The 23,659-nt window shown below is 67.6% G+C and carries 23 protein-coding genes, 1 tRNA gene and 1 pseudogene; 12 read left to right on the forward strand and 13 right to left on the reverse strand.

Translation table 11 applies throughout. The features are described 5' to 3' along the window. Positions 1-294 carry a hypothetical protein gene (locus JW805_12865; GenBank protein ID MBN2972909.1) on the forward strand — a complete coding sequence of 98 codons (294 nt, stop codon included), beginning with the start codon at positions 1-3 and terminating at the stop codon, positions 292-294. Positions 295-307: 13 nt separating this feature from the next. Here the strand turns inward: JW805_12865 and JW805_12870 are convergent, their stop codons facing one another. Beyond that, the gene (locus tag JW805_12870; protein MBN2972910.1) at positions 308-637 is read right to left on the reverse strand and encodes a hypothetical protein; all 330 of its coding nucleotides are present in this window, start codon (positions 635-637) and stop codon (positions 308-310) included. A 316-nt stretch (positions 638-953) separates the two neighbouring features. On the opposite strand from JW805_12870, the gene JW805_12875 reads away from it, so the two are divergent. Next, positions 954-2,585, forward strand: coding sequence for a recombinase family protein (locus JW805_12875; GenBank protein ID MBN2972911.1), 1,632 nt, complete (start codon positions 954-956; stop codon positions 2,583-2,585). Here the strand turns inward: JW805_12875 and JW805_12880 are convergent. Next, positions 2,556-2,631, reverse strand: a tRNA-Thr gene (locus JW805_12880). The two genes, JW805_12875 and JW805_12880, sit on opposite strands and share 30 nt — an antisense overlap. A gap of 174 nt (positions 2,632-2,805) precedes the next feature. On the opposite strand from JW805_12880, the gene JW805_12885 reads away from it, so the two are divergent. Together JW805_12885 and JW805_12890 are read left to right on the forward strand one after the other, a co-directional pair. Further along, a complete protein-coding gene (locus JW805_12885; GenBank protein ID MBN2972912.1) occupies positions 2,806-4,074 on the forward strand; it encodes a hypothetical protein in 1,269 nt (422 codons plus the stop codon). A gap of 63 nt (positions 4,075-4,137) precedes the next feature. After that, positions 4,138-8,757: an NAD-glutamate dehydrogenase gene (locus JW805_12890; protein ID MBN2972913.1), complete on the forward strand. Its 4,620-nt coding sequence runs from the start codon at positions 4,138-4,140 to the stop codon at positions 8,755-8,757. A gap of 40 nt (positions 8,758-8,797) precedes the next feature. On the opposite strand, the gene JW805_12895 is transcribed toward JW805_12890, so the two are convergent. The 6 genes from JW805_12895 to JW805_12920 are packed head-to-tail and all read right to left on the reverse strand — an operon-like array spanning position 8,798 to position 13,358. Then, complete coding sequence (locus JW805_12895; protein MBN2972914.1) at positions 8,798-9,052, reverse strand: ribbon-helix-helix domain-containing protein; 255 nt, start codon at positions 9,050-9,052, stop codon at positions 8,798-8,800. A 32-nt stretch (positions 9,053-9,084) separates the two neighbouring features. Then, entirely contained in the window at positions 9,085-10,917 is a 1,833-nt protein-coding gene (gene cobT / locus JW805_12900; protein MBN2972915.1) for a cobaltochelatase subunit CobT, read from the reverse strand. Beyond that, entirely contained in the window at positions 10,917-11,306 is a 390-nt protein-coding gene (locus tag JW805_12905) for a type II toxin-antitoxin system VapC family toxin (protein MBN2972916.1), read from the reverse strand. Before JW805_12905 ends, cobT begins: the two co-directional genes overlap by 1 nt. Further along, entirely contained in the window at positions 11,303-11,587 is a 285-nt protein-coding gene (locus JW805_12910; protein ID MBN2972917.1) for a type II toxin-antitoxin system prevent-host-death family antitoxin, read from the reverse strand. The genes JW805_12905 and JW805_12910 overlap by 4 nt, the downstream gene beginning before the upstream one ends. A gap of 46 nt (positions 11,588-11,633) precedes the next feature. Continuing rightward, complete coding sequence (gene cobS, locus JW805_12915; protein ID MBN2972918.1) at positions 11,634-12,638, reverse strand: cobaltochelatase subunit CobS; 1,005 nt, start codon at positions 12,636-12,638, stop codon at positions 11,634-11,636. 45 nt (positions 12,639-12,683) lie between these two features. Then, on the reverse strand, positions 12,684-13,358 hold the full coding sequence (locus JW805_12920; GenBank protein MBN2972919.1) for a helix-turn-helix transcriptional regulator: 675 nt from the start codon (positions 13,356-13,358) through the stop codon (positions 12,684-12,686). 90 nt (positions 13,359-13,448) lie between these two features. Here JW805_12920 and JW805_12925 point away from each other — a divergent pair, with 90 nt between their 5' ends. The 7 genes and pseudogenes from JW805_12925 to JW805_12955 all read left to right on the forward strand — a co-directional run bounded on the left by JW805_12925 (position 13,449) and on the right by JW805_12955 (position 17,080). Further along, a complete protein-coding gene (locus JW805_12925; GenBank protein ID MBN2972920.1) occupies positions 13,449-13,871 on the forward strand; it encodes a hypothetical protein in 423 nt (140 codons plus the stop codon). A 7-nt stretch (positions 13,872-13,878) separates the two neighbouring features. Next, positions 13,879-14,583: a glutathione S-transferase family protein gene (locus tag JW805_12930; GenBank protein ID MBN2972921.1), complete on the forward strand. Its 705-nt coding sequence runs from the start codon at positions 13,879-13,881 to the stop codon at positions 14,581-14,583. Further along, a pseudogene (locus JW805_12935) lies at positions 14,580-14,927 on the forward strand (DUF1428 domain-containing protein). Before JW805_12930 ends, JW805_12935 begins: the two are co-directional and overlap by 4 nt. Next, a complete protein-coding gene (locus JW805_12940; GenBank protein MBN2972922.1) occupies positions 14,901-15,293 on the forward strand; it encodes a DUF1428 domain-containing protein in 393 nt (130 codons plus the stop codon). Before JW805_12935 ends, JW805_12940 begins: the two are co-directional and overlap by 27 nt. Positions 15,294-15,307: 14 nt before the next feature. Continuing rightward, complete coding sequence (locus JW805_12945) at positions 15,308-16,126, forward strand: VOC family protein (GenBank protein ID MBN2972923.1); 819 nt, start codon at positions 15,308-15,310, stop codon at positions 16,124-16,126. Position 16,127: 1 nt separating this feature from the next. Continuing rightward, entirely contained in the window at positions 16,128-16,613 is a 486-nt protein-coding gene (locus JW805_12950) for a VOC family protein (GenBank protein ID MBN2972924.1), read from the forward strand. After that, positions 16,610-17,080 (forward strand): SRPBCC family protein, encoded by a 471-nt coding sequence (locus JW805_12955; protein MBN2972925.1) that lies wholly within the window; start codon positions 16,610-16,612, stop codon positions 17,078-17,080. Before JW805_12950 ends, JW805_12955 begins: the two co-directional genes overlap by 4 nt. 83 nt (positions 17,081-17,163) lie before the next feature. Here the strand turns inward: JW805_12955 and pyrC are convergent, their stop codons facing one another. Beyond that, entirely contained in the window at positions 17,164-18,201 is a 1,038-nt protein-coding gene (gene pyrC, locus JW805_12960; protein ID MBN2972926.1) for a dihydroorotase, read from the reverse strand. Positions 18,202-18,249: 48 nt separating this feature from the next. Between pyrC and JW805_12965 the strand changes: the two genes are divergently transcribed. Beyond that, positions 18,250-18,975: a folate-binding protein gene (locus JW805_12965; protein MBN2972927.1), complete on the forward strand. Its 726-nt coding sequence runs from the start codon at positions 18,250-18,252 to the stop codon at positions 18,973-18,975. Positions 18,976-19,446: 471 nt separating this feature from the next. On the opposite strand, the gene JW805_12970 is transcribed toward JW805_12965, so the two are convergent. From JW805_12970 to JW805_12985, 4 genes are all read right to left on the reverse strand, one after another. Next, entirely contained in the window at positions 19,447-20,595 is a 1,149-nt protein-coding gene (locus tag JW805_12970) for an OmpA family protein (protein ID MBN2972928.1), read from the reverse strand. A gap of 107 nt (positions 20,596-20,702) precedes the next feature. After that, positions 20,703-21,155: a DUF2793 domain-containing protein gene (locus tag JW805_12975; GenBank protein ID MBN2972929.1), complete on the reverse strand. Its 453-nt coding sequence runs from the start codon at positions 21,153-21,155 to the stop codon at positions 20,703-20,705. A gap of 17 nt (positions 21,156-21,172) precedes the next feature. Further along, a complete protein-coding gene (locus JW805_12980) occupies positions 21,173-23,296 on the reverse strand; it encodes a hypothetical protein (protein ID MBN2972930.1) in 2,124 nt (707 codons plus the stop codon). A gap of 1 nt (position 23,297) precedes the next feature. Beyond that, entirely contained in the window at positions 23,298-23,657 is a 360-nt protein-coding gene (locus JW805_12985) for a hypothetical protein (protein MBN2972931.1), read from the reverse strand. Between the last annotated feature and the right edge of the window lie 2 nt (positions 23,658-23,659).

Raw genomic sequence — 23,659 nt, forward strand, 5'->3', positions numbered from 1 at the left:
ATGCCCGAGTTCGAGTCGATGAAGTTCCCATTCGGGTCGGTGAAGCGCCGCCGCGCGCCCATCATCAGCCCAACGCTCCTCGCGCTGCCCGAGAGCGCACGACCCGTGCCGATCCTCGCGTGCGCCACCTGCCCGGCTGGCAGCTGGTATCACGACGAGGAACATCTCGCCTGCCACTGTGCCGCGCGGCGCTACGTGTCGTGGCTGCCCAAGCAGAAGGCGATCGCGCTCTGTGATGATCGCGAAGCGGCGCTCGCCGAGCAGGAGGCCAACCGGCAGGATGGGGCAGACTGATCGATGCCGGGTATCAGGCGACGACGTGACCGTGTCTGCGCATGAGCGCGTAGCCCCGCGCGCTCGACAGCGGAAACAGGCTGACATGCGCGGTCATTGCGATCGACAGGCGCAGGTGACGCGCCATCAGTCGCCGGTGCACACGGCTTAGGTGCCAGGTGGGAATGAGATCGATCGCGTTGGATGGCGCGGACATCGCCAGCAGAGCACGGGTCAGTCGCGCCGAGCGCCAGCAATACCAGGCGGCGATCGCGGTCGCGATGCCGTCGACCGCCAAGATCAACAGATACTGGGCGGCCTTGAAGGCTGCCCCCGCCAGCGCGAGCATGATGATCGCGGTCATGTCCAATCTCCTTTTTCTCCAGCCTGCCTGGATCACCCACTCCTTTTGCTTTCAGAGCTTCTGACGGTTACATCGTCACCGCGATTTAGGGTCGGCACATGCTGATCGGTGGACAGCACCGACGCCCCTCCCCGCGGATCGATCCCTCATTCCCGTGCCGGGATCGGTGCCGCCGTGCTCGGCGCGTGCCATATCGAAAGTCGTATCGTTGCCGACCGGCTTCCGGACTCTTTTCCGCTGGCGCGATCGGAGTCAGAGTGGCTGCTGACTCTGCTCAGCGCGGACGACCTGCGCTTTATCTTCGAAGGCCTAATTCATGGGGAAGACTCGGACTGAACGTGCACTTGGCTACATCCGGGTATCGACCCAGCGCCAGGCCGAGGGCGGGATCAGCCTCGCCAATCAGGAGGAGCGGCTCAACGCCCACTACGGCCAGCGTGGCATCGAGCTTGTCGACGTTTACCGCGACGGGGGCCTGTCTGGAACGACCGACAACCGACCGGGTCTGCAGGCACTGTTCGAACATGCGCTGCGGCCTGGCAGCGGGATTACCGAGATCGGCGTGTACAGTTTCTCGAGGCTTTTCCGCGATCACTACTTGCTTGAACATTATCGCCGTAAGCTGAAGCGCGCCGGGGTCCGCATCGTGGCAATCACGCAGGATGTGGGCCAGGACGCCGAGGGCGATCTCGTCCGGTCCGTGCTGTCCAACTTCGACGAGTATCAGTCGCGCCAGACGGCCAAGTTCACCCGCGATACGATGAAGCGCAACGCCGAAGCGGGCTTCTGGAACGGCGCGATCCCGCCGTTCGGCTACACGACCCAGATTGCCGAGATGCGCGGCCCCAAGGCGAAGAAGCGGCTCGTGATCGAGCCCTCGGAGGCGCTGCAGGTTCAGCAGATCTTCCGCATGAAGCGGGTCGGTATCGGTCAGGGACCGATGGGCTACAAGAAGATCGTTTGCCATCTGAACGCGAGCGGCGCGACCCTGCGCGGACGCAAGTGGCACGTGTCGAACGTCCGCGACATCCTCACGCGCTCCACCTACCGCGGAAAACACCTGTACGGCGTCCATGATACCCGCAACGGCATCAAGCGTCCCGAAGAAGAATGGCAGGAGATCGACGCGCCCGTCATCATCCCGGAACCCGAATGGCTCGAAGTGCAGGCCGGCATCGCCCGCAACGCCCGGCACATCACGGCGCCGACATTCGTGTCGGGGCCGACGATGCTCGCCGGCATCGCCAAATGCGGCCATCCAGAATGCGGCAATGCGCTCACCATCGCAACCGGCAAGGGCGGTCGCTATCGCTACTATCGTTGCTCCCGCAACCTGCGGCGTGGCGAGACAGTCTGCCAGGGCACGAGCATCCGCGATGAAAAGCTCGAGAGCATAGTGATTGAAGCCATGGCCGAGCGGCTGTTCCGGCCCGACCGCCTCCAGCAACTGCTCGCCAACCTGCTCGACGACAGCTCAGCGGCCGTGCGCGAGCGACAGGCCCATCTCAAGGCGCTGCGCACGGAGCGTACCCGCGTCGAAGGCGCGATTCAGAACATGTTCGACTTCATCGAGCAGGGGATCGTGTCACCGCGCGACGCCGATTTCACCGCGCGGCTCGCCACGCAACGTACGCGGCGCGCCGATCTGGAACAAGAAATCCTGCTGGTCGAGCGTCAGCTGTCCGCCGCCGACCGGCGGGTCACACCCGAGGCGATCGACCGGCTCGGCGAGGTCATCTTGACCAAGCTGCGCTCTACCGATCCGACTGCGCGGCAAGGCTACGCGCGCCGGTTCATCGCCAAAGTCGTGGTCGCGCCCAATGCGATTACCATCACGGGACCGATCAAGCCGCTCGAAATCGCGGCCAACGGTGTTTCCGATCAACAGGCACTGATGGTGCCCTCTCTTGATCGGGAGTGGTGCCGCCTACAGGACTCGAACCTGTGACCCCCGCATTACGAATGCGATGCTCTACCAGCTGAGCTAAGGCGGCCAATGTCGTTGCCGGGGCGATGCCCGACGTCGAGGGGGCGGCGCTTAGCAGTGTGTTTTGGGGCTGGCAAGCGTCCATCGTCATTGCCGGCGCCTTTACGCGGTCTTTACCACATGTCCGCCAGAACGATCGCCTGTGTTCGGGGCGATGGGCCCCAGGGTCGAGGGTAATCGCATGGAATTCGCGCGCGGAATCGAGGACGGCACCGATTCGCTGCCCGCAGAGGCGCCCGCCGGCAGCGACCGGGGCGAGATGCCGTTGGTGCTGGGCGACGAGCGCCGGATGCACGTTCGCGCCTATAATCACTGGGTGTCGCTGCTGCAGGGCCGCGCCTATCCGTCGATCGAGGACCTCGATCCCGCGTCGATCGCCGATTTCGGACCGCACAGCGTCCTGCTCGACTTCACCTCGGGGATCGAGGATCCGCGAATCGCCTTTCTCGGCCGCGCATTGCGCGAGGAAGGCGATCTGGACGGCAGCGTGGAGCGAATTTCGCACGTGCCCAGCCGCTCGCTGATATCGCGCCTGACCGATCATTATCTGCAGATCATCGCGAATCGCGCACCGATCGGCTTCGAGGCCGAGTTCGTCAGCACGCGCGGTCACAACACGCTCTATCGCGGCATATTGATGCCCTTTTCGTCGAACGGCGAGGCGATCGATTTCATCTACGGCGTCATCAACTGGAAAGAGATGGTCGACGCCGGGACAGAGGCGCAGCTGATTGCCGACCTGACGGCGGCGCGGCGTGTCGCGCCGGTCATGGCGCCCGCCCCGCAAGTCTGGGCCGATGGGCCGGGATCGGCGTTCGACGAGATGCCGGCGGCCGAGCCTGCGGTGCTGCCGGCCGATGCGAGCCTGTACGACCGCCTGGCCTGTGCGCGCGAAAGCGCGGACGCCTTTGCCGCAAGCGAGGGCCGCAGCCGCGGTGCGCTGTACCAGGCGCTGGGCCATGCCCATGGCATCGCCGTCGCGGCTGCCGGCGAACCCGAGGCATTGGCCGAGATGCTGAGCGACGCCGGTCTCAAGAAACAGGCACGCGCACCGATGACGCCGATCGTGAAGCTGGTCTTCGGCGCCGAGTACGACAAGACGCGCTTGACCGAGTTCGCGTCCGTCCTGACCCATGCCGAGCGGCACGAGGTCGGCGTCGGCGGGCTGGTCGCCTACCTTGAAAGCTTTCCCGGGGGGATCAAGGGTATCGTCGGGGCCGAACGCGCGCTGCGCCGCAAGCCGCAGGCGGAAGCGACGCAATGGGACAGCATCGCCGCCGAGCTGCGGGCCCGACCGCCGCTGGCGCATGTCGATATCGCGCGTGCCGGTGAAGGCGAGTTCGTCGTGTTGCTGGCGCGCAGCGATGCGGCCGGCGGGTTGGACGTCGTCGCCTGTGTCGAAGGCGACAAGGCGCTCACCGAACGTGCGGTCCGTCGCGCGGCCGCCTGAAAAGTCACGAAATAAAATTACGCAAGCCTTGAGCCCGCCGCCGACCCGGCGCATAGAGCGGGCATGGCAAACATGACCAGTTCGCTGTCGGATGCGCTTGCCGCCCGACTGATCGAAGGCGCCCTGCCGGGAGAGATCGAAGGCCTGACCGCGGCCGAGCGGACGGAGGCGGCCGCCTTCGTCGCGCAGACCGCCGCCAGCCGTCCGCCCGGCACCCCCGCCATTGCGCTCGAGATGGTGGAAGGCGGCGGCCACCGACGCCGCATGCGCCTGGCCGTGATCAACGACGACATGCCATTCCTGGTCGATTCGATCGCGGCGACCATCGCCGCGCACGACGTGCCGATCGACCGCGTGATCCATCCGGTCGTCCTCGCCAAGCGCGACGCGGCGGGCACGCTGCTCGCCATCGGCGAGGGCAGTTTCGAATCGATGGTCTACATCGAGATGCACCGCGCGGATGCGAAGGTGCGCCGCGCGATCGAATCCGAACTGGCGCGCAACCTGGCGCATGTCCGCAGCGCGGTCGCCGATTGGCCGGCGCTGCAGGCAGCGATGCGTGCCGATGCGTCGAAGCTGGTCGGCGAAGGCAATATCGAAGGCGGCACGCTGCTCCAGTGGTTCAACGACCGTGCGATGACGCTGCTGGGCCATGAAAGCTGGTATCGCGACGGCCGGCACGAAAACGCGCTGGGCATCGCGCGGCATGAGTTCGACGTGCCGCTGCTCGCCGAACGATCGCGCGCGACCGCGATCGATTTCTTCGAGAAGGGCGGCAGCGCGCCGCTGCTGCTGAAGTCCAACTGCATCGCGACCGTCCACCGCCGCGTTCCGCTCGACCTCGTCATCCTGCCGATCCGCGAGGGCGGGAAGGTCACCGGGCTGTCGCTGCACGCCGGGCTCTGGACCTCGGGCGCGCTCCACGCCTCCCCGCGCGACGTGCCGGTGCTGCGCGAGCGCCTGGCGATGATGGAGGCCAAGTTCGGCTTCGATCCCAAGGGCCATACCGGCAAGGCGCTGACCCACGCGCTGACCGCCCTGCCCCACGACCTGACCGCGGCGTTCCAGCCGGCCGAGCTGGAACGCCTGGCGCTGACCGCGATGAGCCTGGCGGACCGCCCGCGTCCGAAGCTCGAAATGGTGAAGTCGGCGCTCGGCCGGCACATCTTCGCCTTCGTCTGGCTGCCGCGCGACGACGTGACGACGGCGCGCCGCCTGGCGATCGGGGACATGCTGGCGAAGGCGGCCGATGCGACCGTGCTCAACTGGTCGATCGCGCTGGAGGACGGCGTGGTCGCGCTGCTGCGCTACACGCTCGACGTGCGCGACAGCAGTAAGACGCCCGACGTCGCCGCGCTGGATGCCGAGCTGGAGCGGATGGTCCGCGGTTGGGTGCCCGCGATCGAAGCCGCGCTGATCGAGCAGGTCGGCGACACGCGTGGCACGCGGCTGGCGCTGCGCTTCGCCAATGCGTTCCCCAACGGCTACCGGATGCATTACCCGCCCGAAGCCGCGGCGCAGGACATCCTGCAGCTGGGCGAGCTGTCGGGCCCGAACAGCCGGTCGATCCGCATTACGCCCGCAACCAGGCCCGACGAGCGCCGTGTGAAGCTCTACCGCCTGGGCGGCGCACTCGCGCTGTCGGATGCGGTGCCGGTGTTCGAGAATTTCGGCTTCCGCGTGATCGAGGAAGTGCCGGTTCCGCTGACCGATGCGGACGGCGCATTCGTGCATGACTTCCTGGTGTCGCTGCCCGCCGATGCCGGCGACTTCGACGTCGCCACCGTCGAGGCTGCGGTCGGCGCCGTGCTGGAGGGTCGCGCGGAGAACGACGCGTTCAACCGGCTGATCGTCGAAGCGGCGATGGACCCGAAGGCGGTGGTTCTGTTCCGCGCCTGGTTCCGCTATCTGCGTCAGGCCGGCCTCACCTATGGCCTGGTGACGGTCGTCGATGCGATCCGCCGCGCGCCCAAGGTCGCGACCGCGCTGATCGAGCGCTTCGTCGCCGCGCACGACCCGATGGCTGGCGATCGCGACGCGCGCATCGCTGCGGCCGATCGTGCCGTGCTCGACGGGCTCGACAAGGTCGCGGGCGTCGACGACGATCGCATCCTCCGCACGATCCACGGCGTCATCACCGCGACGCTGCGCACCAACGCCTTCGCCCCGGCCGCCGCCGAAGCGCTGGCGTTCAAGCTCGATTCGGCGAAGGTGCCGGGCCTGCCCAAGCCGCTGCCGTGGCGCGAAATCTGGGTGTACAGCCCACGCGTCGAGGGCATCCACCTGCGCGCCGGCCCGGTCGCCCGTGGCGGCCTGCGCTGGTCCGACCGCCGCGACGACTTCCGCACAGAGATTTTGGGCCTGATGAAGGCGCAGCGCGTGAAGAACGCGGTCATCGTGCCGACGGGCGCCAAGGGCGGCTTTTACGCCAAGCAGCTGCCCAACCCCGCGATCGACCGCGACGCGTGGTTCGCGGAAGGGACCGAGAGCTACCGAATCTTCATCCGCACATTGCTGTCGATCACCGACAATCTCGTCGAGAACACGGTCGTGCATCCGGAGGGCGTCACCGTGCTCGACGGCGACGATCCCTATTTCGTCGTCGCCGCCGACAAGGGCACCGCGACGTTCAGCGACGTTGCCAACGCGATCGCGCTCGAACGCGGTTTCTGGCTGGGCGACGCCTTCGCATCCGGTGGCTCGGTCGGCTATGACCATAAGGCGATGGGCATCACCGCCAAGGGCGCGTGGGTTTCGGTCCAGCGCCACTTCGCCGAAAAAGGCATCGACGTGCAGACGCAGTCGATCGACGTCGCCGGCTGCGGTGACATGTCGGGCGACGTGTTCGGCAACGGCATGCTGCTGTCGAAGGCGATCCGCCTGGTCGCCGCCTTCGATCACCGCCACATCTTCCTCGACCCCACGCCCGACCCCGCGGCATCGTGGGAAGAGCGCAATCGCATGTTCCAGCTGCCGCGCTCCAGCTGGGCGGACTATGACGCCAAGCTCATCTCGAAGGGCGGCGGCGTCTTCTCGCGCGCCGACAAGTCGGTGAAGCTGTCGAAGGAAGCCGCCGCGGTGCTGGGTATCGAGCCCGGCGAGATCGAGCCGGCCGCGCTCATTTCCGCGATCCTGAAGGCCCCCATCGACCTGATCTGGTTCGGCGGCATCGGGACGTATGTAAAGGCGCGCGCGGAGAACAATGCGACCGTCGGCGATCCCGCCAACGACCGCCTGCGCGTCGATGCCGAGGACATCCGCGCGACCGCGATCGGCGAAGGCGCCAACCTGGGTGTCACGCAAGCCGCACGCATCGCATTTGCGGCGCACGGCGGGCGGATCAACACCGACTTCATCGACAATTCGGCCGGCGTCGATTGTTCGGACAACGAGGTCAACATCAAGATCGCGCTCAATCGCGAGATGAGCGAAGGTCGCCTGGCCGAGGACGATCGCAACACGCTGCTGGCCAGCATGACCGACGACGTCGCGCATCTGGTGCTGGAGGACAATCGCCTGCAGACGCTGGCGCTGTCGATCATGGAGAATGACGGCGCGATCGCGGTGCCGAGCTATGTCCGCACGATCGAGATGATGGAGGCATCGGGCCGCCTCGACCGCGCGGTCGAGGGGCTGGCAAGCAACGAGGAATATCTGCGCCGCGCGCAGGAGGGCGGGCATCTGACCCGGCCCGAACTCGCCGTGCTGCTGGCGACCGCCAAGCTCGCGCTGCAGGACGCGATCGAGGCGCGCAAGCTGGGCCTCGACGACGAACTGAAGCCCGACCTGCACGCCGCCTTCCCGCCGGCGATGCGCAAGGCCTTTGCCGCCGCGATCGACGCGCACCGCCTGCGCGGCGAGATCGTCGCGACGAAGCTCGCCAACCGCATCGTCAACCGCCTGGGCGTGCTCAATCCGTTCGAGCTGGCCGAGGAGGAAGGCGCGGCGATGGGCGACATCGCGGCGATGTTCGTCGCGGCCGAACGCCTATTCGACCTGCCCGCGCTGTGGGAAGCGATCGAGACGGCGGCGATCCCCGAAGGCGCGCGGATCGCGCTGTTCGAGGAGGTCGCGGTCGCCACGCGGTCGCAGATCGCCGACCTGCTGCGCGCCGCGCGTCCGGGCGAAGGGCCCGGCGACGTCGTCGCACGCCTGAAGCCGCAGATCGACGCGCTCGACCGCCAGACCGCAGACCTGCTGCGCGACGAAGTTCGCGCGGGCAGCGACCGCATCGTCGAACGGCTGGAAGCCGCCGGCGCGCCCAAGCCGCTGGTCCGACGCACGGTGCGCCTGTTCGAACTGGACGGCGTCGTCGGCCTGGCTGACTTGGGGCAACGCAGCGGTGCGGACGAGACACGCCTGACGCATGCCTTCACCCATCTGGGGCAGGCGCTGGGCCTCGACTGGGCGCAGACGACCGCGGCGCGCGTGACGACGGGCGATCCATGGGAACGCCTGCTGATCGCCGGCCTCGCCCGCGATTTCCAGCAGCTGCGCCTGGACTTCCTGTCGCGCCATGCGGGGCAGGATCCGGAAGCGACGGTCGATGCGTGGCTGGTCGACAATGCCGCACGCGTCACGCAGTTCGCCGACCTGGTCCGACGCGCGCGCGCGGCAGCAACGCCGAACGCGGCAATGCTGGCACAGATCGCGAGCCAGGCGCGGGTGTTGCTGGGGCGGTAACGCGACGCCCCCGTGCCCCCGCGCAGGCGGGAGCCCAGGGTTACGAAGGACGACCTTCCTGGCCCCGTGCTCCCGCCTGCGCGGGGACACGGATCGCGCGATCGAACAGCCATGTCCTGAGCGCACTCGCCAGGTTTGGCGGGTCGCCCGTCCCGATCCGCAGCACGTCGATCTGCGCGATCAGCGCGTTGAGCGGCAAGCCCGCATCGCTCGCTGCCTGCTCGAGAGCCGTCCAGAACACGGGCTCCAGGCTGATCGACGTCTGATGCCCGGCGATCGTCACCGACCGCTTCACCGGCCCGACGAAGCCGTCCTCGGGCGCGCTAATCACACTGCGTCGTCGAACAGCCCGGCCAGCTGCTCGATCATCGTGCCCGCCAGCTGCTCGACGTCCATGATCGTCACCGCGCGGCTGTAATAGCGCGTCACGTCATGCCCGATGCCGATCGCGACCAGTTCGATCGGCGAGCGGCTTTCGATCCAGCCGATCACCTGCCGCAGATGGCGTTCCAGATAGGCACCCGAATTCACGCTCAACGTCGAATCATCGACCGGTGCGCCGTCCGAAATGACCATCAGGATGCGACGATCCTCGGGCCGCGCGATCAGCCGGCCGTGCGCCCACAATAGCGCCTCGCCGTCGATATTTTCCTTCAGCAGCCCTTCGCGCATCATCAGCCCGAGCGAGCGCTTCGCCCGCCGCCACGGCTCGTCGGCCTGTTTGTAGATGATGTGGCGGATGTCGTTCAGCCGCCCCGGCTGCGGCGGGCGGCCCGCCGCCAGCCACGCCTCGCGCGCCTGTCCGCCCTTCCACGCGCGGGTGGTGAAGCCGAGGATTTCGACCTTCACGCCGACCCGCTCCAGCGTGCGCGCCAATATGTCCGCGCTGATCGCGGCGATGCTGATCGGCCGCCCGCGCATCGAGCCCGAATTGTCGATCAGGATCGTGACGATCGTGTCCTTGAACTCGGTGTCGCGCTCGCGCTTGTAGCTCAGCGACAGCATCGGATTGACGACGATCCGCGCCAACCGTGCGGCGTCGAGGATGCCCTCTTCCTGGTCGAAGTCCCAGGACCGCGATTGCTGCGCCATCAGCCGGCGCTGGAGCCGGTTGGCCAGCTTGGTCACCACGCCCTGCAGATGGACGAGCTGCTGGTCGAGATAGGCGCGCAGCCGGTCGAGTTCCTCGGCATCGCACAAATCGGTCGCCGCGATTTCCTCGTCGAACGCGCGGGTGAACGGCTTGTAGTCGAATTGCGAGCTCAGGTCGCTGAAGGGGCGGTTCGGGCGGACCGGCTGCATGCCGTCGTCGCCCTCGTCACCGGGTTCGCCGTCCGCGTCGTCGAAACTGTCCTCGCCCTGCTCGCTGCCTTCATCGTCGTCGGTGTCCGACTCGCGTTGCTCGCCGCGCGCCTCGACCTGGCCCTCGCCCTGGTCGCCGCCGTGTTCGTTGTCGTCGCCTTCGTCGGGGCGCTCGTCCTCGGTGCCCTCGTCGTCGTTGCCGCCCTCGTCATCCTCCTGCGGCAGGACTTCGCCTTCGACCAGGTCGAGGTCTTCGAGCAGCTTGCCGACAACCTTTGCGAACGCCTGCTGGTCGTCGATCGCGAACGCCAGCGCGTCGAGATCGGCGCCCGCCTTCGCCTCGATATCTTCGCGGACCATCGCCAGTCCTGCTGCGGCGGACGCCGGCGCCTCGCGGCCCGTCAGCCGCTCGCGCACCATCAGCGCGACCGCACTCGACAGCGGCACTTCCTCAGCCGTTCGCGCGCGCGCGATCGGGTCCAACTTCATTCGCATGGCAAGCGCCCGATCGAGGTTCGCCGCGACGCCCGCGTATCCCTTCGACCCGACCGCCTCGACCCGCGCGGTCTCCACCGCATCGAACACCGCGCGCGCCACCGCATCCTGCGGTGCGCCGCGCTGGTGCAGCGCGCTATCGTGGTGCCGCAGCCGCAGCGAGAAGCTGTCGGCAAACCCCCGCGCCTCGGCGACCTGCTCCGCCGGCAGCGTCCGCGCCGGCATCGGGACCTTCAGATGCCGCCCCGCCTGCGTCGGCGCATCGGCGGTGAAGGCGAGCTCCACGTCCTGCCGCTCGGCCAGCGCACGCGACGTGCCGGCGAGGACCGACTTGAACCGGTCGAGAGGGGTTTCGGAGGCCATTACCAGAGCACCTTGCAGCCGAAACCGGCGATTTCAGGATCGCGCGTGATGACGGTCAGGTCTTCAATCAAAGCCTGCGCGGCGATCAGGCGATCGAACGGGTCGCGGTGTGCACCGGGCAGGAAACCGCTGCGCAGCGCATGGGCGTCGGTGATCGTCAGTCTCATGAAGCGGTTGGCACGCATCAACGGCTCATACTCATTCTCGAAATCGACGATCTCGGGCAGCTTGCCCGCGCTGCTCTTTATCGCGACCTCCCAGACGCTCGCCGCGCTGAGGTAGATCGTATCGACGTCAGCCGCGATTACGTCGGCCGCTGCTGCCCCGAGTTTAGCATCCGATGTCCACCACCAGATCGCGGCATGCGTATCGAGAAGATAGGCCGTCAAAAACCGTACTTCTCTAGCCGCTTGCCTTCCCAAAGCTCGAGTTCGTCCTCCGGCATAGGATCGAACCAGACGGAATCCGGAATCTTGCCGGATAAGGTCAAGCCTCCAGGTTTGCGCCGCGGCTTGGGCGCGGGTGGGTCGAACGGCACGATCTTCGCGTACGGCACGCCCGCCTTGGCGAGGACGATCTCCTCGCCCGCATGCGCGCGATCCATCAGCTTCGACAGGTTCGTCTTGGCGTCGTGGACGTTGAACGTCTTCTGCGGATCGGCTTCGGCCATCGCACACCTCCAGCAGTGGACTAAGTAGGTTAGTCCACCCCAGAACTCAAGCCTTTGCCGCCACGCTCTCGGGCAGATCCTTACCGAACACACGCTGGTAGTATTCGGCGACCAGCGACTTTTCCGCCTCGTCGCACTTGTTCAGGAAGCTCAATCGGAACGCGAAGCCGACGTCGCCGAAGATCAGCGTGTTCTGCGCCCAGGTGATGACGGTGCGCGGGCTCATGACGGTCGAAATGTCGCCGTTGATGAAGCCCTTTCGCGTCAGGTCAGCGACGCGGACCATATTGTCGACCTGCTCCTTGCCGCCCGGCTTGTCGTACTCGCCCGACTTGGCGAGCACGATCTGCGCCTCGGTCTGGGCGGGCAGATAGTTCAGGCCGACAACGATGTTCCAGCGGTCCATCTGGCCCTGATTGATCTGCTGCGTGCCATGGTACAGCCCGCTCGTATCGCCCAGGCCCACCGTGTTGGCGGTCGCGAACAGGCGGAACCAGGGGTTCGGGCGGATGACGCGATTCTGGTCGAGCAGGGTCAGCTTGCCCTCCGTCTCCAGCACGCGCTGGATGACGAACATCACGTCGGGGCGGCCGGCGTCATATTCGTCAAACACCAGCGCGGTCGGCGTCTGCAATGCCCAGGGCAACAGGCCCTCGCGGAATTCGGTAACCTGCTGGCCGTCCTTTAGCACGATCGCGTCGCGGCCGATCAGGTCGATGCGGCTGATGTGCGCGTCCAGGTTGATGCGGATGCACGGCCAGTTCAGGCGCGCAGCAACCTGTTCGATGTGCGTCGACTTGCCCGTGCCGTGATAGCCCTGCACCATCACGCGGCGGTTGTGCGCGAAGCCGGCCAGGATCGCGAGCGTCGTATCGGCATCGAAGACATAGGCCGGGTCGAGGTCGGGAACGCGCTCGTCCGCCTCGCTGAACGCCGGGACTTTCATGTCGATGTCGATGCCGAACATCTCGCGCACCGACACTTCCTTGTCGGGCGCCTCCAGGATGGTCGTGTCGCGGCTGTCGGGCTGGGTATTGGGAATGTCGGTCATGGGAAGCCTTTCGCGCACGGCCCTACAGGAAGCGCTAGAACGCGTTCAAGTGATCCTGGCCTTCTGAGGCATCGGAAAAAATTGCCCGAGCCGCGCGGCAAGCGCGCGATCGCCCTCGACGGTGATCAGGCCGTCGGCTTCCAACGCCTCCAGCGGCACGCCGGCATAGATCAGCGCGGCGACGCCGCCCGTCTCTCCACCGAAGACGATGTGTGGATCGATCGGCAGTCCGCGGCCGAGCGACACCACGCCGTGGTCGATCGTCCAGTGAAAGGCTTCCTCGCCATAGCGAAAGCCCAGCCGCGCGACCAGGTCACCCGCTGCCGCGGTATCGACCATCGTTCGGAGCGACAGCATCAGCGACACGGGGCTGAACGGCTTGGTCGGATCATGCAGCGGCGAGCGTGCCGCCCAGCGCCCCAGTACCTGGAACACCGGCCCCGCCTGCTGCCCCCATTCGGTCAGGCCATAGACCTGGACGCTGGCCGGCGGCGGCAGCTTCTCGCGCCGGACGATTCCTGCCGCCTCCAGATCGCCCAGACGTTGGGTGAGGACGTTGGCGCTGATCGCCGGCAGGCTCTTGCGCAATTCCCCGAACCGCCGCGGCCCCAGCATCAGCTCGCGCATGATCGGCAACGCCCAGCGTTCGCCGATGATGTCCATGCCGTGGGTTGCGGCACAGGCATCGTCGTAGCGGCGTTTGGCAGCGTCTTGTCGCATGTTAGTTACTATTCCTAACTGCGCAGTTGCATTTTCTAACCATAACGTTCAGCTAGGTTGTCAACGAGTCGGGATCAAGGGAGAGGACCTGTGCCGAAGACGATTTTCGTAAACCTGCCGGTGGCCGACGCGGCGAAGGCGACCGCCTTCTACGAAGCGATCGGTTTCACGAAGAACGAGATGTTCTCGAACGCGAAGGGGTCCGCGATGGTGTGGTCGGACACGATCACCGTCATGCTGCTGGAGCGCGATTTCTACGCGACCTTCACGACCAAGCCGATCATCGATGCGAAGACGATGAGCGGAGTTCTGCTCGCGCTCAATTTCGACAGCCGCGCGGATGTGGATGCGACCACCGAAGCCGCGCTCGCGGCCGGCGGGCGCGAACTGCACGATCCGGAGGACGAGGGCTTCATGTACAGCCGCGCGTTCGAGGATCTCGACGGCCATGGCTGGGGTCCGTTCACCATGGACATGGCGGCGGCGCAGGCGCAGTTTTCGGATTCGGAGTAGGCCTGCCATGCGACCGATCATCACCGCGTTCGACTGGGTACCCGATTTCGCGCGAGGCCAGGTCCGCGATTTGCGCGTGCGCTGGGCGCTCGAGGAGGTCGGCCAGGCCTATGACGTCGTCTTCCTGTCGCAGGGCGAGCAGAAGGCCGCACCCCACCGCAGTCGCCAGCCGTTCGGACAGGTGCCGACCTATGAAGTCGGCGACCTCGTCCTGTTCGAATCCGGCGCGATCGTCCAGCATATCGCCGACACGCACGACGGGCTGTTCCCCGCCGACCCGAACGGCCGCGCCCGCGCGATCGAATGGATGTACGCCGCGCTCAACACGGTCGAACCGCCGATCATGGATCATGCCATCGCGACCCTGTTCGAAGCCGACAGGCCATGGTCGAAACCGCGCCTGCCGTCGGTGATGCAGCGCATCGACGCGCGCTTCGGGGAGCTCAGCGATCGGCTCGGCGACAGGCGCTGGCTCGATGGCGACGTCTTCACCGCCGGCGACCTGCTGATGATCGCGGTGCTGCGGATCATGGAGGGCGACGCCGTGCTCGCCGCCTATCCGAACCTCGTCGCCTATGTCGCGCGCGGGACCAACCGCCCGGCATTCGCCCGCGCGCTGGAGGCGCAGATGGCGGGCTTCACCGGCACCCCGCCGCCCGCCGTGCTTGCATGGCTCGAAAGGCAAAAGGCTCAGCAGGGAGAGACGGCATGACCTATATCGAAGGCTTTCTGACGCCGGTGCCGACCGCGAACCGCGACCGCTATCTGGAGCACGCTCGCACCGCGGTCCCGATGTTCAAGGACTTCGGCGCCGTGCGCATGGTCGAAAGCTGGGGCGACGACGTGCCGCGCGGCAAGGTCAACGATCTGTGGGCGGCGGTCGCCGCGAGCGAGGACGAGACGGTCGTCTTCTCCTGGTTCGAATATCCCGACAAGGCGACGCGCGATGCGGCGAACGCGAAGATGATGGCCGACCCGCGCCTGGCCGACATGATGCAGGACATGCCGTTCGACGGCAGCCGCATGGTGATGGGCGGGTTCGAGAGCGTCAGCGACGCTGGCGACGGCAGCGGCAGCGGGTACGTCGACGGCATCGTCCTGCCGCTGAAAACAGCCGACCGCGAGGCGTTCGGCACCTTCGCGCGATCGGTCGCTGCCCCGTTCCTGGAACATGGTGCGCTCAGGGTCATCGACACGGTCGCCGACGACGTACATCCCGGCAAGCAGACCGACTTCTTCCGCGCCATCCTGGCCGGAGATGACGAGCAGCCCTCGTTCGGCTTCGTCGAATGGCCCGACAAGGCGACCCGCGACGCCGGCTGGGCGGCGGTCATGGCCGACCCGCGCATGCAGGGTGACGATGCGCCCTTCGATGGCAAGCGCATGATCTTCGGCGGGTTCACGATCATCATCGACGCCTGAGCGGGAGAAAGACGATGGCCAATCGCAACGGCACGCCGATCTGGTTCGAACTCAACACGCCCGATGCCGCGGCGGCGGCCGACTTCTACGCCGCGGTGACCGGATGGCGGGTCACCCCCTCCCCCATGGCAGAGCACGGCGGCTATCGCCTCGCCAGCACGGCGGGAGGAGACGCGATCGCCGGCATCATGACTCCGCCGCCCCAGGCTCCGGCCCATGGCGGCTGGTCGATCTATTTCGCGGTCGACGACGTCGATGCCCATGCCGCACGCATTCGGGCGTTGGGCGGGTCGGTCAGCTTCGGCCCGATGGACATCCCGCACGTCGGCCGCTTCGCCGTCGTCGCCGATCCCCAGGGCGTCGTGTTCTTCATCATGAAGGGCGCCAGCCCCGATGACAGCCAGGCCTTCCGCCAGTCGGGCAGCGGCGACACGATGGGGCACGGCGTATGGATCGAACTCGCGACCCCCGATCCGGACGCGGCCTTCGCCTTTTACGGCGCGCTGTTCGGTTGGGAAAAGTCGGGTGCGATGCCGATGGGCCCGATGGGCGACTATGCCTTTATCGGCGGTACCGCGGCCGGCCCCGAATGCGCGGCCGGAGAGACGACGGCACCGGGCGCGATCATGTCGAGCGCCCTGACCGGTGCTCCGCCGCGTTGGAACTGGTACGTCCACGTGCCCGACATCGACGCCGCCATTGCGACAACGCAGAACCACGGCGGCACCCTGCTGCACGGTCCGAACCAGGTCCCCGGCGGCGACTATACCGCCACCATCGCCGACCCGCACGGCAGCCAGATCGGCCTGGTCGGCCCGCGCCAGGAGCGTTGAGATGGACAAGCTGACGACCGTGCTGTGGTTCGACCACGGCGAAGCGCGCAAGGCGGCGGAATTCTATGCCGCGACCTTTCCCGACAGCCATGTCGGCCCGGCCGCCGACGCCCCGACCGACTTCCCCGGCGGCTCTGCCGGCGCGGAGATCACCGTCGCCTTCACCGTGCTCGGCCGATCCTTTTCGGGGCTGAACGGCGGGCCGAACTTCACGCCCAACGAAGCGGTCAGCTTCATGGTGGTGACCGAGGATCAGGCGGAGACCGATCGGTATTGGGACGCGATCGTCGGCAACGGCGGGCAGGAGAGCGCCTGCGGGTGGTGCAAGGATCGCTGGGGCTTTTCCTGGCAGATCACACCCCGCACTCTGCTCGATGCGCTGCAGGCCGGCGGGGCGGAGGCCCAGCGCGCCTTTACCGCCATGATGACCATGCACCGGATCGACGTCGCCGCGATCGATGCCGCCCGACGGGGAGGCGTCGCTTGACCGACACACACGAACTCCGCATCGACCGCACGATCGACGCCCCCGTCGAGGCGGTCTGGCGCGCCTGGACCGACCATAGCGGCGAATGGTTCTGCCCCCACCCCTGGCGTGCGGAGGTCGTCGAACAGACTCTGCGCCCCGGCGGTCGATCGGCCATGGTGATGCGCGGACCCAACGGCGAAGAGAACGCGATCGAGGGCATCATCCTCGACGTCGTGCCTGGGCGCCGGATCGTCTCGACCGACGCCTTCACCGCCGGTTGGGTGCCGGCCGGCCCGTTCATGGTGCGAATCGACCTGTTCGAACCCGATCCATCCGATCCGGGCCGCACCCGCTACAGCGCCATCGCGCGGCACTGGACGGCCGAGGCTGCCGAGCAGCACAAGGCGATGGGTTTCGAAGCGGGTTGGTCAGCGTCGGCCGATCAGCTGGAAGCGGTCGCCAAGCGGTTGGCAGCCAGCGCGTAAAGCGACCATGTGGTAGCAGACAGTCGCTATCACTGCTCTCCCCTCCCCTTCAGGGGAGGGACTAAGCTCGCGTCTAGCTCAGCCTAGTCCACCATCCGCCAGCGCAGCGTCTCGCCCGCGCGGAACGGGACGACGTGGCTCTCACCCGCTGAAAACACCGGAGGCACCGGCAGGTCCACCCGTTCAAGCGTCACGCTACCCTCGTTGAGCGGCAGGCCGTAGAAGCGCGGGCCGTTCTCGCTGGCGAAGGCTTCGAACCGGTCGATCGCGCCATCCTCGTCGAACACTTCGAGATAGAGTTCGAGTGCGGTCAGCGCGCTGAAGATGCCCGCGCATCCACAGGACGATTCCTTCGCCTCGACCATGTGCGGCGCAGTGTCGGTACCCAGGAAGATGTTGGGCGCTCCACCCGTCACGGCCCTGCGCACGGCCACGCGGTGCGTTTCGCGCTTGGCGACCGGCAGGCAATAGGCGTGCGGGCGCAGCCCCCCGGCGAAGATGGCGTTGCGATTGATGACCAGATGCTGCGGCGTCACCGTCGCACCGATTCGCTCCGGATGACTGACGACGAAGGCCGCGGCTTCCGCGGTCGTGATATGCTCCAGAACGACCTTGAGCGCCGGAAAATCGGCCAGCAGCGGGATCAGGACACGGTCGATGAACACCGCCTCCCGGTCGAAGATATCGATTGCGGGGTCGGTGACTTCGCCGTGGACCAGCAAGGGCATGCCGATCGCCTGCATCGCCTCCAGCACCGGGGCGATATGCGCAATGCTGGTGACCCCGTGCGCCGAATTGGTCGTGGCGTGGGCGGGGTAGAGCTTGCAGGCGGTGAACACGCCCTGCTCGAACCCGCGCCGCACCTCGGTCGGGTCGGTCGCATCCGTCAGATAGCAGGTCATCAGCGGCGTGAAGTCGCCGCCCTCGGGCAAGGCCGCCATGATGCGGGTGCGATAGGCTTCCGCCGCGGCGACATCGGTCACCGGGGGCGACAGGTTCGGCATGACGATCGCGCGCGCGAACTGACGCGCGGTCGGCGGAGCGACTGCGGCCAGCATCGCGCCGTCGCGCAAATGGACGTGCCAATCGTCGGGGCGGCGGATGGTCAGACGGTCGCGCATCGGTCAGGTCCCGCTTGGAAATGATCGTGGGCCGCTTACCTAGATCGCATGACCGACACCACCCTTGCCGACCGTCGTGTGTTTCGCGTGGCGGGAGACGATCCGCGCGGCTTCCTCCAGGGTCTGGTGACGCAGGATGTCGCTACCGTGACCACGGACGCACCGCGCTGGAGCGGGCTGTTGACCCCGCAGGGGAAGGCGCTGTTCGATTTTCTGCTGTGGGATGATGGCGAGGGTGGGGTCCTGATCGATTGCGAAGCGTCCCAGAGCGATGCGCTGATGCGGCGCCTGACGCTGTATCGACTGCGCCGTGCGATCGAGATCGCGCCGGTCGACACGGCCGTTCATTGGTCGATCGATAGCGATACTGGCGCCCCGGATCCGCGCCTGGCCGAACTCGGGCGCCGTTGGCTGGGTCCCGCGACGCCCGGCGATGCCGCCGCGCGGTGGCGCGCGCACCGATTGTCGCTGGGCGTGACCGAGGGGGTCGGCGAGCTCGGCAGCGAAGCCACTCTCTGGCTGGAATGCAATGCGCGTGAACTGAACGGCGTCAGCTTCACCAAAGGCTGCTATGTCGGGCAGGAGAACACCGCCCGCATGCACCACCGCTCCAAGGTCAACCGCCGACTGGTCGTAGCGCCCCTTGGTGACGATGGCGATCGCGTGCGGGCGCGCTATCCCGAATTGAATGTGATGGTCGAGCTGCGCCGCGTCGAGGCGTTGGGCGACGCACTCCGTCCGGCATGGCTGGAAGCGGCGCTGGCCGACGCCTGAGGCGCACCTGACGAGGCGTATACGCTGCAATTCGAGCGTTGCGCCCGCGTCGCGTCCTTGTCGCACACAAGACCTCTTCAGAGGCCTTGTCGCCGCGGCGTCGATGAGAAACAGCAAGGCCTGGACGCACTCGATCCCGGCCACCCGGCGCGGCGAGGATGATACCGCGTGCGAGTTTTTCCAGAGGCTTGGCGTGGGAAGCGACCGGCAGGCTAGCCCCACTGGAACGATTAAACCTCGGTACGCGGAACGACCACGCAACCGGTACGAACCACGCCGGCGGTACAACCGGTATGTTGCAAGCGCGTCCCGACCGCGACGCCAACCAGACAGCGCGTCTTGCGAGCCTCGCCGATGCCCCGACGGAGCACTGCGTAGCATCACGCCGTGCTTCTTACCGATCGTCAAAAGAAAAGGGAGGTCGGACTACTCCGACCTCCCCGATCTTTGTCCGAAAACCGGACGAGTGGATTACATCCCGGCGCCAGGGCCGTAGGTGATTTCCACACGACGGTTCTGGAGCTCGCGGACGCCATCGGCAGTCTCGACGCGCGGGCGGCTTTCGCCGAACGCTTCGGTCGAGATCACGCCATCGCTGATCCCGCGGCCGGTCATGTACGCACGGACCGAGTCCGCACGGCGCTGCGACAGGCCGACGTTGTAGCTCGCCGATCCCGAACGGTCGGCGTGGCCGGCCAGCATGACGCGTGCGTTGCCGCAGGTCGAGTAGGCCGAGATGGCGTTGTCCAGAATGCCCGCTGCTTCCGGCGTGATGTCCGAGCGATCCCACTCGAAGAACACGATGTACGGCCCAGGCGTGCACACCGGCGCCGGCGGAGGCGGCGGCGGGGGCGGCGGGGGCGGCGGCGGCGGGGGAGGCGGCGGCGGCGGCGGCGGCGGCGGCGGAGCTTCCGCACCACCGAAGTTGTAGGTCAGACCGCCGAGCAGGCTGTGCGACCGGAACCGGCCGTCAAAGCTGCGACCCGACACGTCGACCAGACGCACGTCGTCCGCGTTGAAGAAGCGATACTTCAGCGTCGCATCCAGACGGTCGCCGAGCGGAGCGCGAACGCCCGCCAGAGCCTGCCACGCGAACACGGTGTCCGAGTCGTCGAGGAACGCGCCACGCGTGTTCAGCGCATAGCTGTCCGCCTTGACGCGAGCGACACCGACGCCGCCGCCGACGAAGCCCTGAACGCCATCGTCTTCACCGAAGTCGAGCAGGCCGTTGACCATGAAGCTCAGCGCCGACGTGCGGCCACCGGCATAGTCGAAGTTGCCCGCAGCAGCCGAGCCGAGCGCACCGGTCGGACCGTAGACCGGAGTGGTCACGCTCGAGCGGTAGCCATCGACGTTCGCCTGGCGATAGCCGACTTCGGCTTCGGCACGGAACATACCGAAGTCGTAACCGATGACGCCATCGACGTCCCAGCCATATTTGTGGTCGACGGTAGCAGCGTTGGTGGTGGTCACACCAGCAGCGGTTCGAATGTCGAAGTCAATGTCTTCGACGATCATCGCACCGCCCTCAACACCCACGTACCACGAATCATCGCGGGCGAGGGCGGGAGTGGCCAGCGCGGTAGATGCAAGCGCCAATACGACGGCAAGCTTCCGCATAAGTTCCCCTTTCTTGGTTGTCACTACGGACAGCGCAAACTCACTAAACTGCGGATAGTTTCCACGCAAGCCGACAAAAAGCGCGGGTAGTTGCAGAAACGTCACATTTATTCGGGGAGCAGGCGAAGACCCCGAAGCGCCGCCAGCAATTGGCCGATCGCGGTTCTGGCTTGCGTATCAATGACATCCCCGCCGGACGGCATGGCGATGGCGGTCGCGGGCAGCTCGACGTGCCAGCCTGTATCCAGAAAGACGGCTCGGCGGCCGGTTTCACCGATGGTGACGGCGAAGCCCGGATGCGGCGCAACGAATCGCCAGCCGCCGATGGTCCAGCCGGCGACCGCATCGGCATGCCCGGTCCAGGCGCCGGTCGGCGTGGCGCCGACCACCCAGCAGTCGCCAAGGGCCGGATCGGTCGGCGGTGTGTTCACGCCGACAGCGGTGACGCTTGCCTGCACCGCCATCGCCAGCAGTGCGAGCGCTTCGTTGTGCGTCATTTCCTTCTGCGCCTGCCCGGGTACGAGCATCGGCAGCGCGAGGCGCGCGGTCGTATCGTTCATCAGCTGTCCTTTCGGTTTCAGAGTGTCCGTCGTGCGGCGCGGGAGCGGGCGACGGTGCCGATCTGCCGGACCTCGGCCGTCGGCGTGCCGCGTGGCCCGAGGGCTTCCGGCTGCGAGACGACCTGCGCCCCGCGTGCGTCATCGCCCAAGGTGACGAGATACATCTCGCTTTCCTCGGCGAGCGGCGTCGCGATGCCATCCGTCCAGTGCCAGCCGGCACGGCTGCGGCGGACCCAGGTGAGGCGTGCCACATCGCCGTCGTGCCGGACCGCGAGATGCACCGGCGCCGGCGGGGCGACCGATGCGCCGCCGATCGGCGCCGACGCGCCTATCGCCGCACCGACATCGCCGACCCCGCTTGCCATCACCTGCACTTCCGTACCGATCGTCGTGACCGGCAGGTCGAGCGTCACAAGAGTATCGGGTTCGAGGAGCACGAAGCGGTCGCCGGCCACTGACCGCCCGATCGCGCCTTCGGTACCTCGGCGGCCGCGCCACAAGGTCGTCAGGCGCCACCGCGTCGCGTCGATCCGCTCCGCCGACCCGAACTGCACGAGTTCGTCGCCGACCAGCGCGAGGTTGGCCCCTCGGGCCAGGCTCGTCGTATCGGCATCGGCAAGTGTCATCTCGGCATGAGCCAGAGCCACGACGACCGCGCCGGCCCGGTCCTCGAGCGTCGATGCCCCCGCCCCCGGCGGAGTGACGACCGTGCCCAGAACGGCGGGACCGGCCGTCATGCCCTGCGGCAACCAGCTCGTCCCGCCGTCCAGGCTCAGCTGGAGTGCCGCGCTGCGCCAGCCGGGGCTTGCGCCCGCCGCGGCAATTGTCAGTCGAGGCGTGGTCAGCACCGCGTCGTCGAACGGCGGAATCTCGAAGGCATGAACGATCGTCGGACCGACGACCCGATCGGGCGCCGCCGCCACGCTGCCCGAGGTTGCCGGAGCGGCGACGGGGCGGCGGACGACGCGGATGAGCTCCACCGTCAGTACCATCGCCTCCAGCGTCGCCTCGACCACCCGCCACAGGCCCGGTTCGCCGGCGATCGTCACGCGGTCGCCGGGCACCAGCGCAAGCGACCGCCAGTCGAGCGACACCGTCCGGCGCTCGCGCTCGATGTCGATCCGGGAGAGTGCCGCCGCCGCCAGCCTCTTCGCCGCTGCGGCATCGATCGCAGCGGGCAGCTCGATCGCCAGCTCCCGCGCCCCGGCGCCCGCCCGGCGGATGCGCTGCAGCCCGACCTGATAGTCGCGCGCGGGGTCGTGGTGCTGTAGCGTGATCGCGCGCGGCGCGCTGTCGGCCGCGGCAAAACTGCGCGCCCGCCGTGCCCCCCGCCCGGCGCCGGTGTCGCCGATCGTCACGCTCGTCCCCGGCCCCGATCGCGCCTCCAGTCGCGCGCCATCGCTCCGCAGCCACGCGCCGCTCACCTGGAGCATCGCGTCGCTCGGCCCGCGCACGGTGTCGCCATAGCCGGAATAGCCCGACAGCAGCGTGCCCGTCGCCCCGTCGATGACACCCCCGGACAATCCGCGCAGGATCTCGGCGGCATCGACCGGCCCGGCGTCGGCGGTCACTTCGAAGGTCAGCGACGGGATGCGATTGCCGAAATCCGCCAGCGCCAGATCCTCGAACACCGCATAGGCCAGCCCGCGGAACGCCGGCGTCGTCCCGGCCCCTTGCGCCGACACGATCAGCGGATCGACCGCCTGCGCCTCGCCGCCCGGATGCCACCGGAACTGCGTCGCCGATTTGAAGTCCCCCGCCGTCCCGCGCAGCAGCTTGCCGTCCGCCCAGATCCGCCCGATCGACAGGATCGGCCGCGCCGACAAGGCGACGGCGAAGGAGGCGGAATAGGAATAGCGCGTGCTTCCCGCCCTTCCCTTGCCGCCGCCGTCGCGCGCGACATGTTCGATCAGCTCGGTCGACCAGATGACGGTCCCAGCGACGCGCATCGTCCCGAAGATCCTGGGGATCGGCGTGCCGTAGGACGAGCTCTGCACGGCCAGGTCGGTCAGCCGCGGCCCGTCGCGCCCCGTGCCGCGGAACACCCGCTGGTCGATCGCCTGCCCCGCCATCGCGCCCAGCGCCCCGCCGATCGGCCCGCCCAGCGCCGTGCCGACCGCGGTCAGAATTACCGTCGCCATGTCACTTCTCCCCTCGCCAGCGCGCCAGCACCGGCCACGGCGGCACGCCGGGCCGCTCGACGACGCGGCGCAGGCCAGCGTCGGCGTGGATCAGCCCCGCCCCGCTATCGATCCCCAGATGCAGCTGGCCGGGCCCGGTCGCGACCAGCACGACGTCGCCCGCCCGCGCCACATCGACCGCAACCAGGCCCAGCGCTGCCGCTCCCCGCACCACCACCGCCGGGTCGCCCGTCCGCAGCCGGTATCCGGTCGGCACCGGCAGCCCCCATGCCAGCGCCACGAGCCCCACGCAGTCGAGCCCGCGCGCGTCGCGCCCGTGCAGCCGGAACGGCGTCCCCACCGCCGCCCGCGCCCGGGCCACGG

Source organism: Roseomonas aeriglobus (assembly GCA_016937575.1).
GTDB lineage: Bacteria > Pseudomonadota > Alphaproteobacteria > Sphingomonadales > Sphingomonadaceae > Sphingomonas > Sphingomonas aerigloba.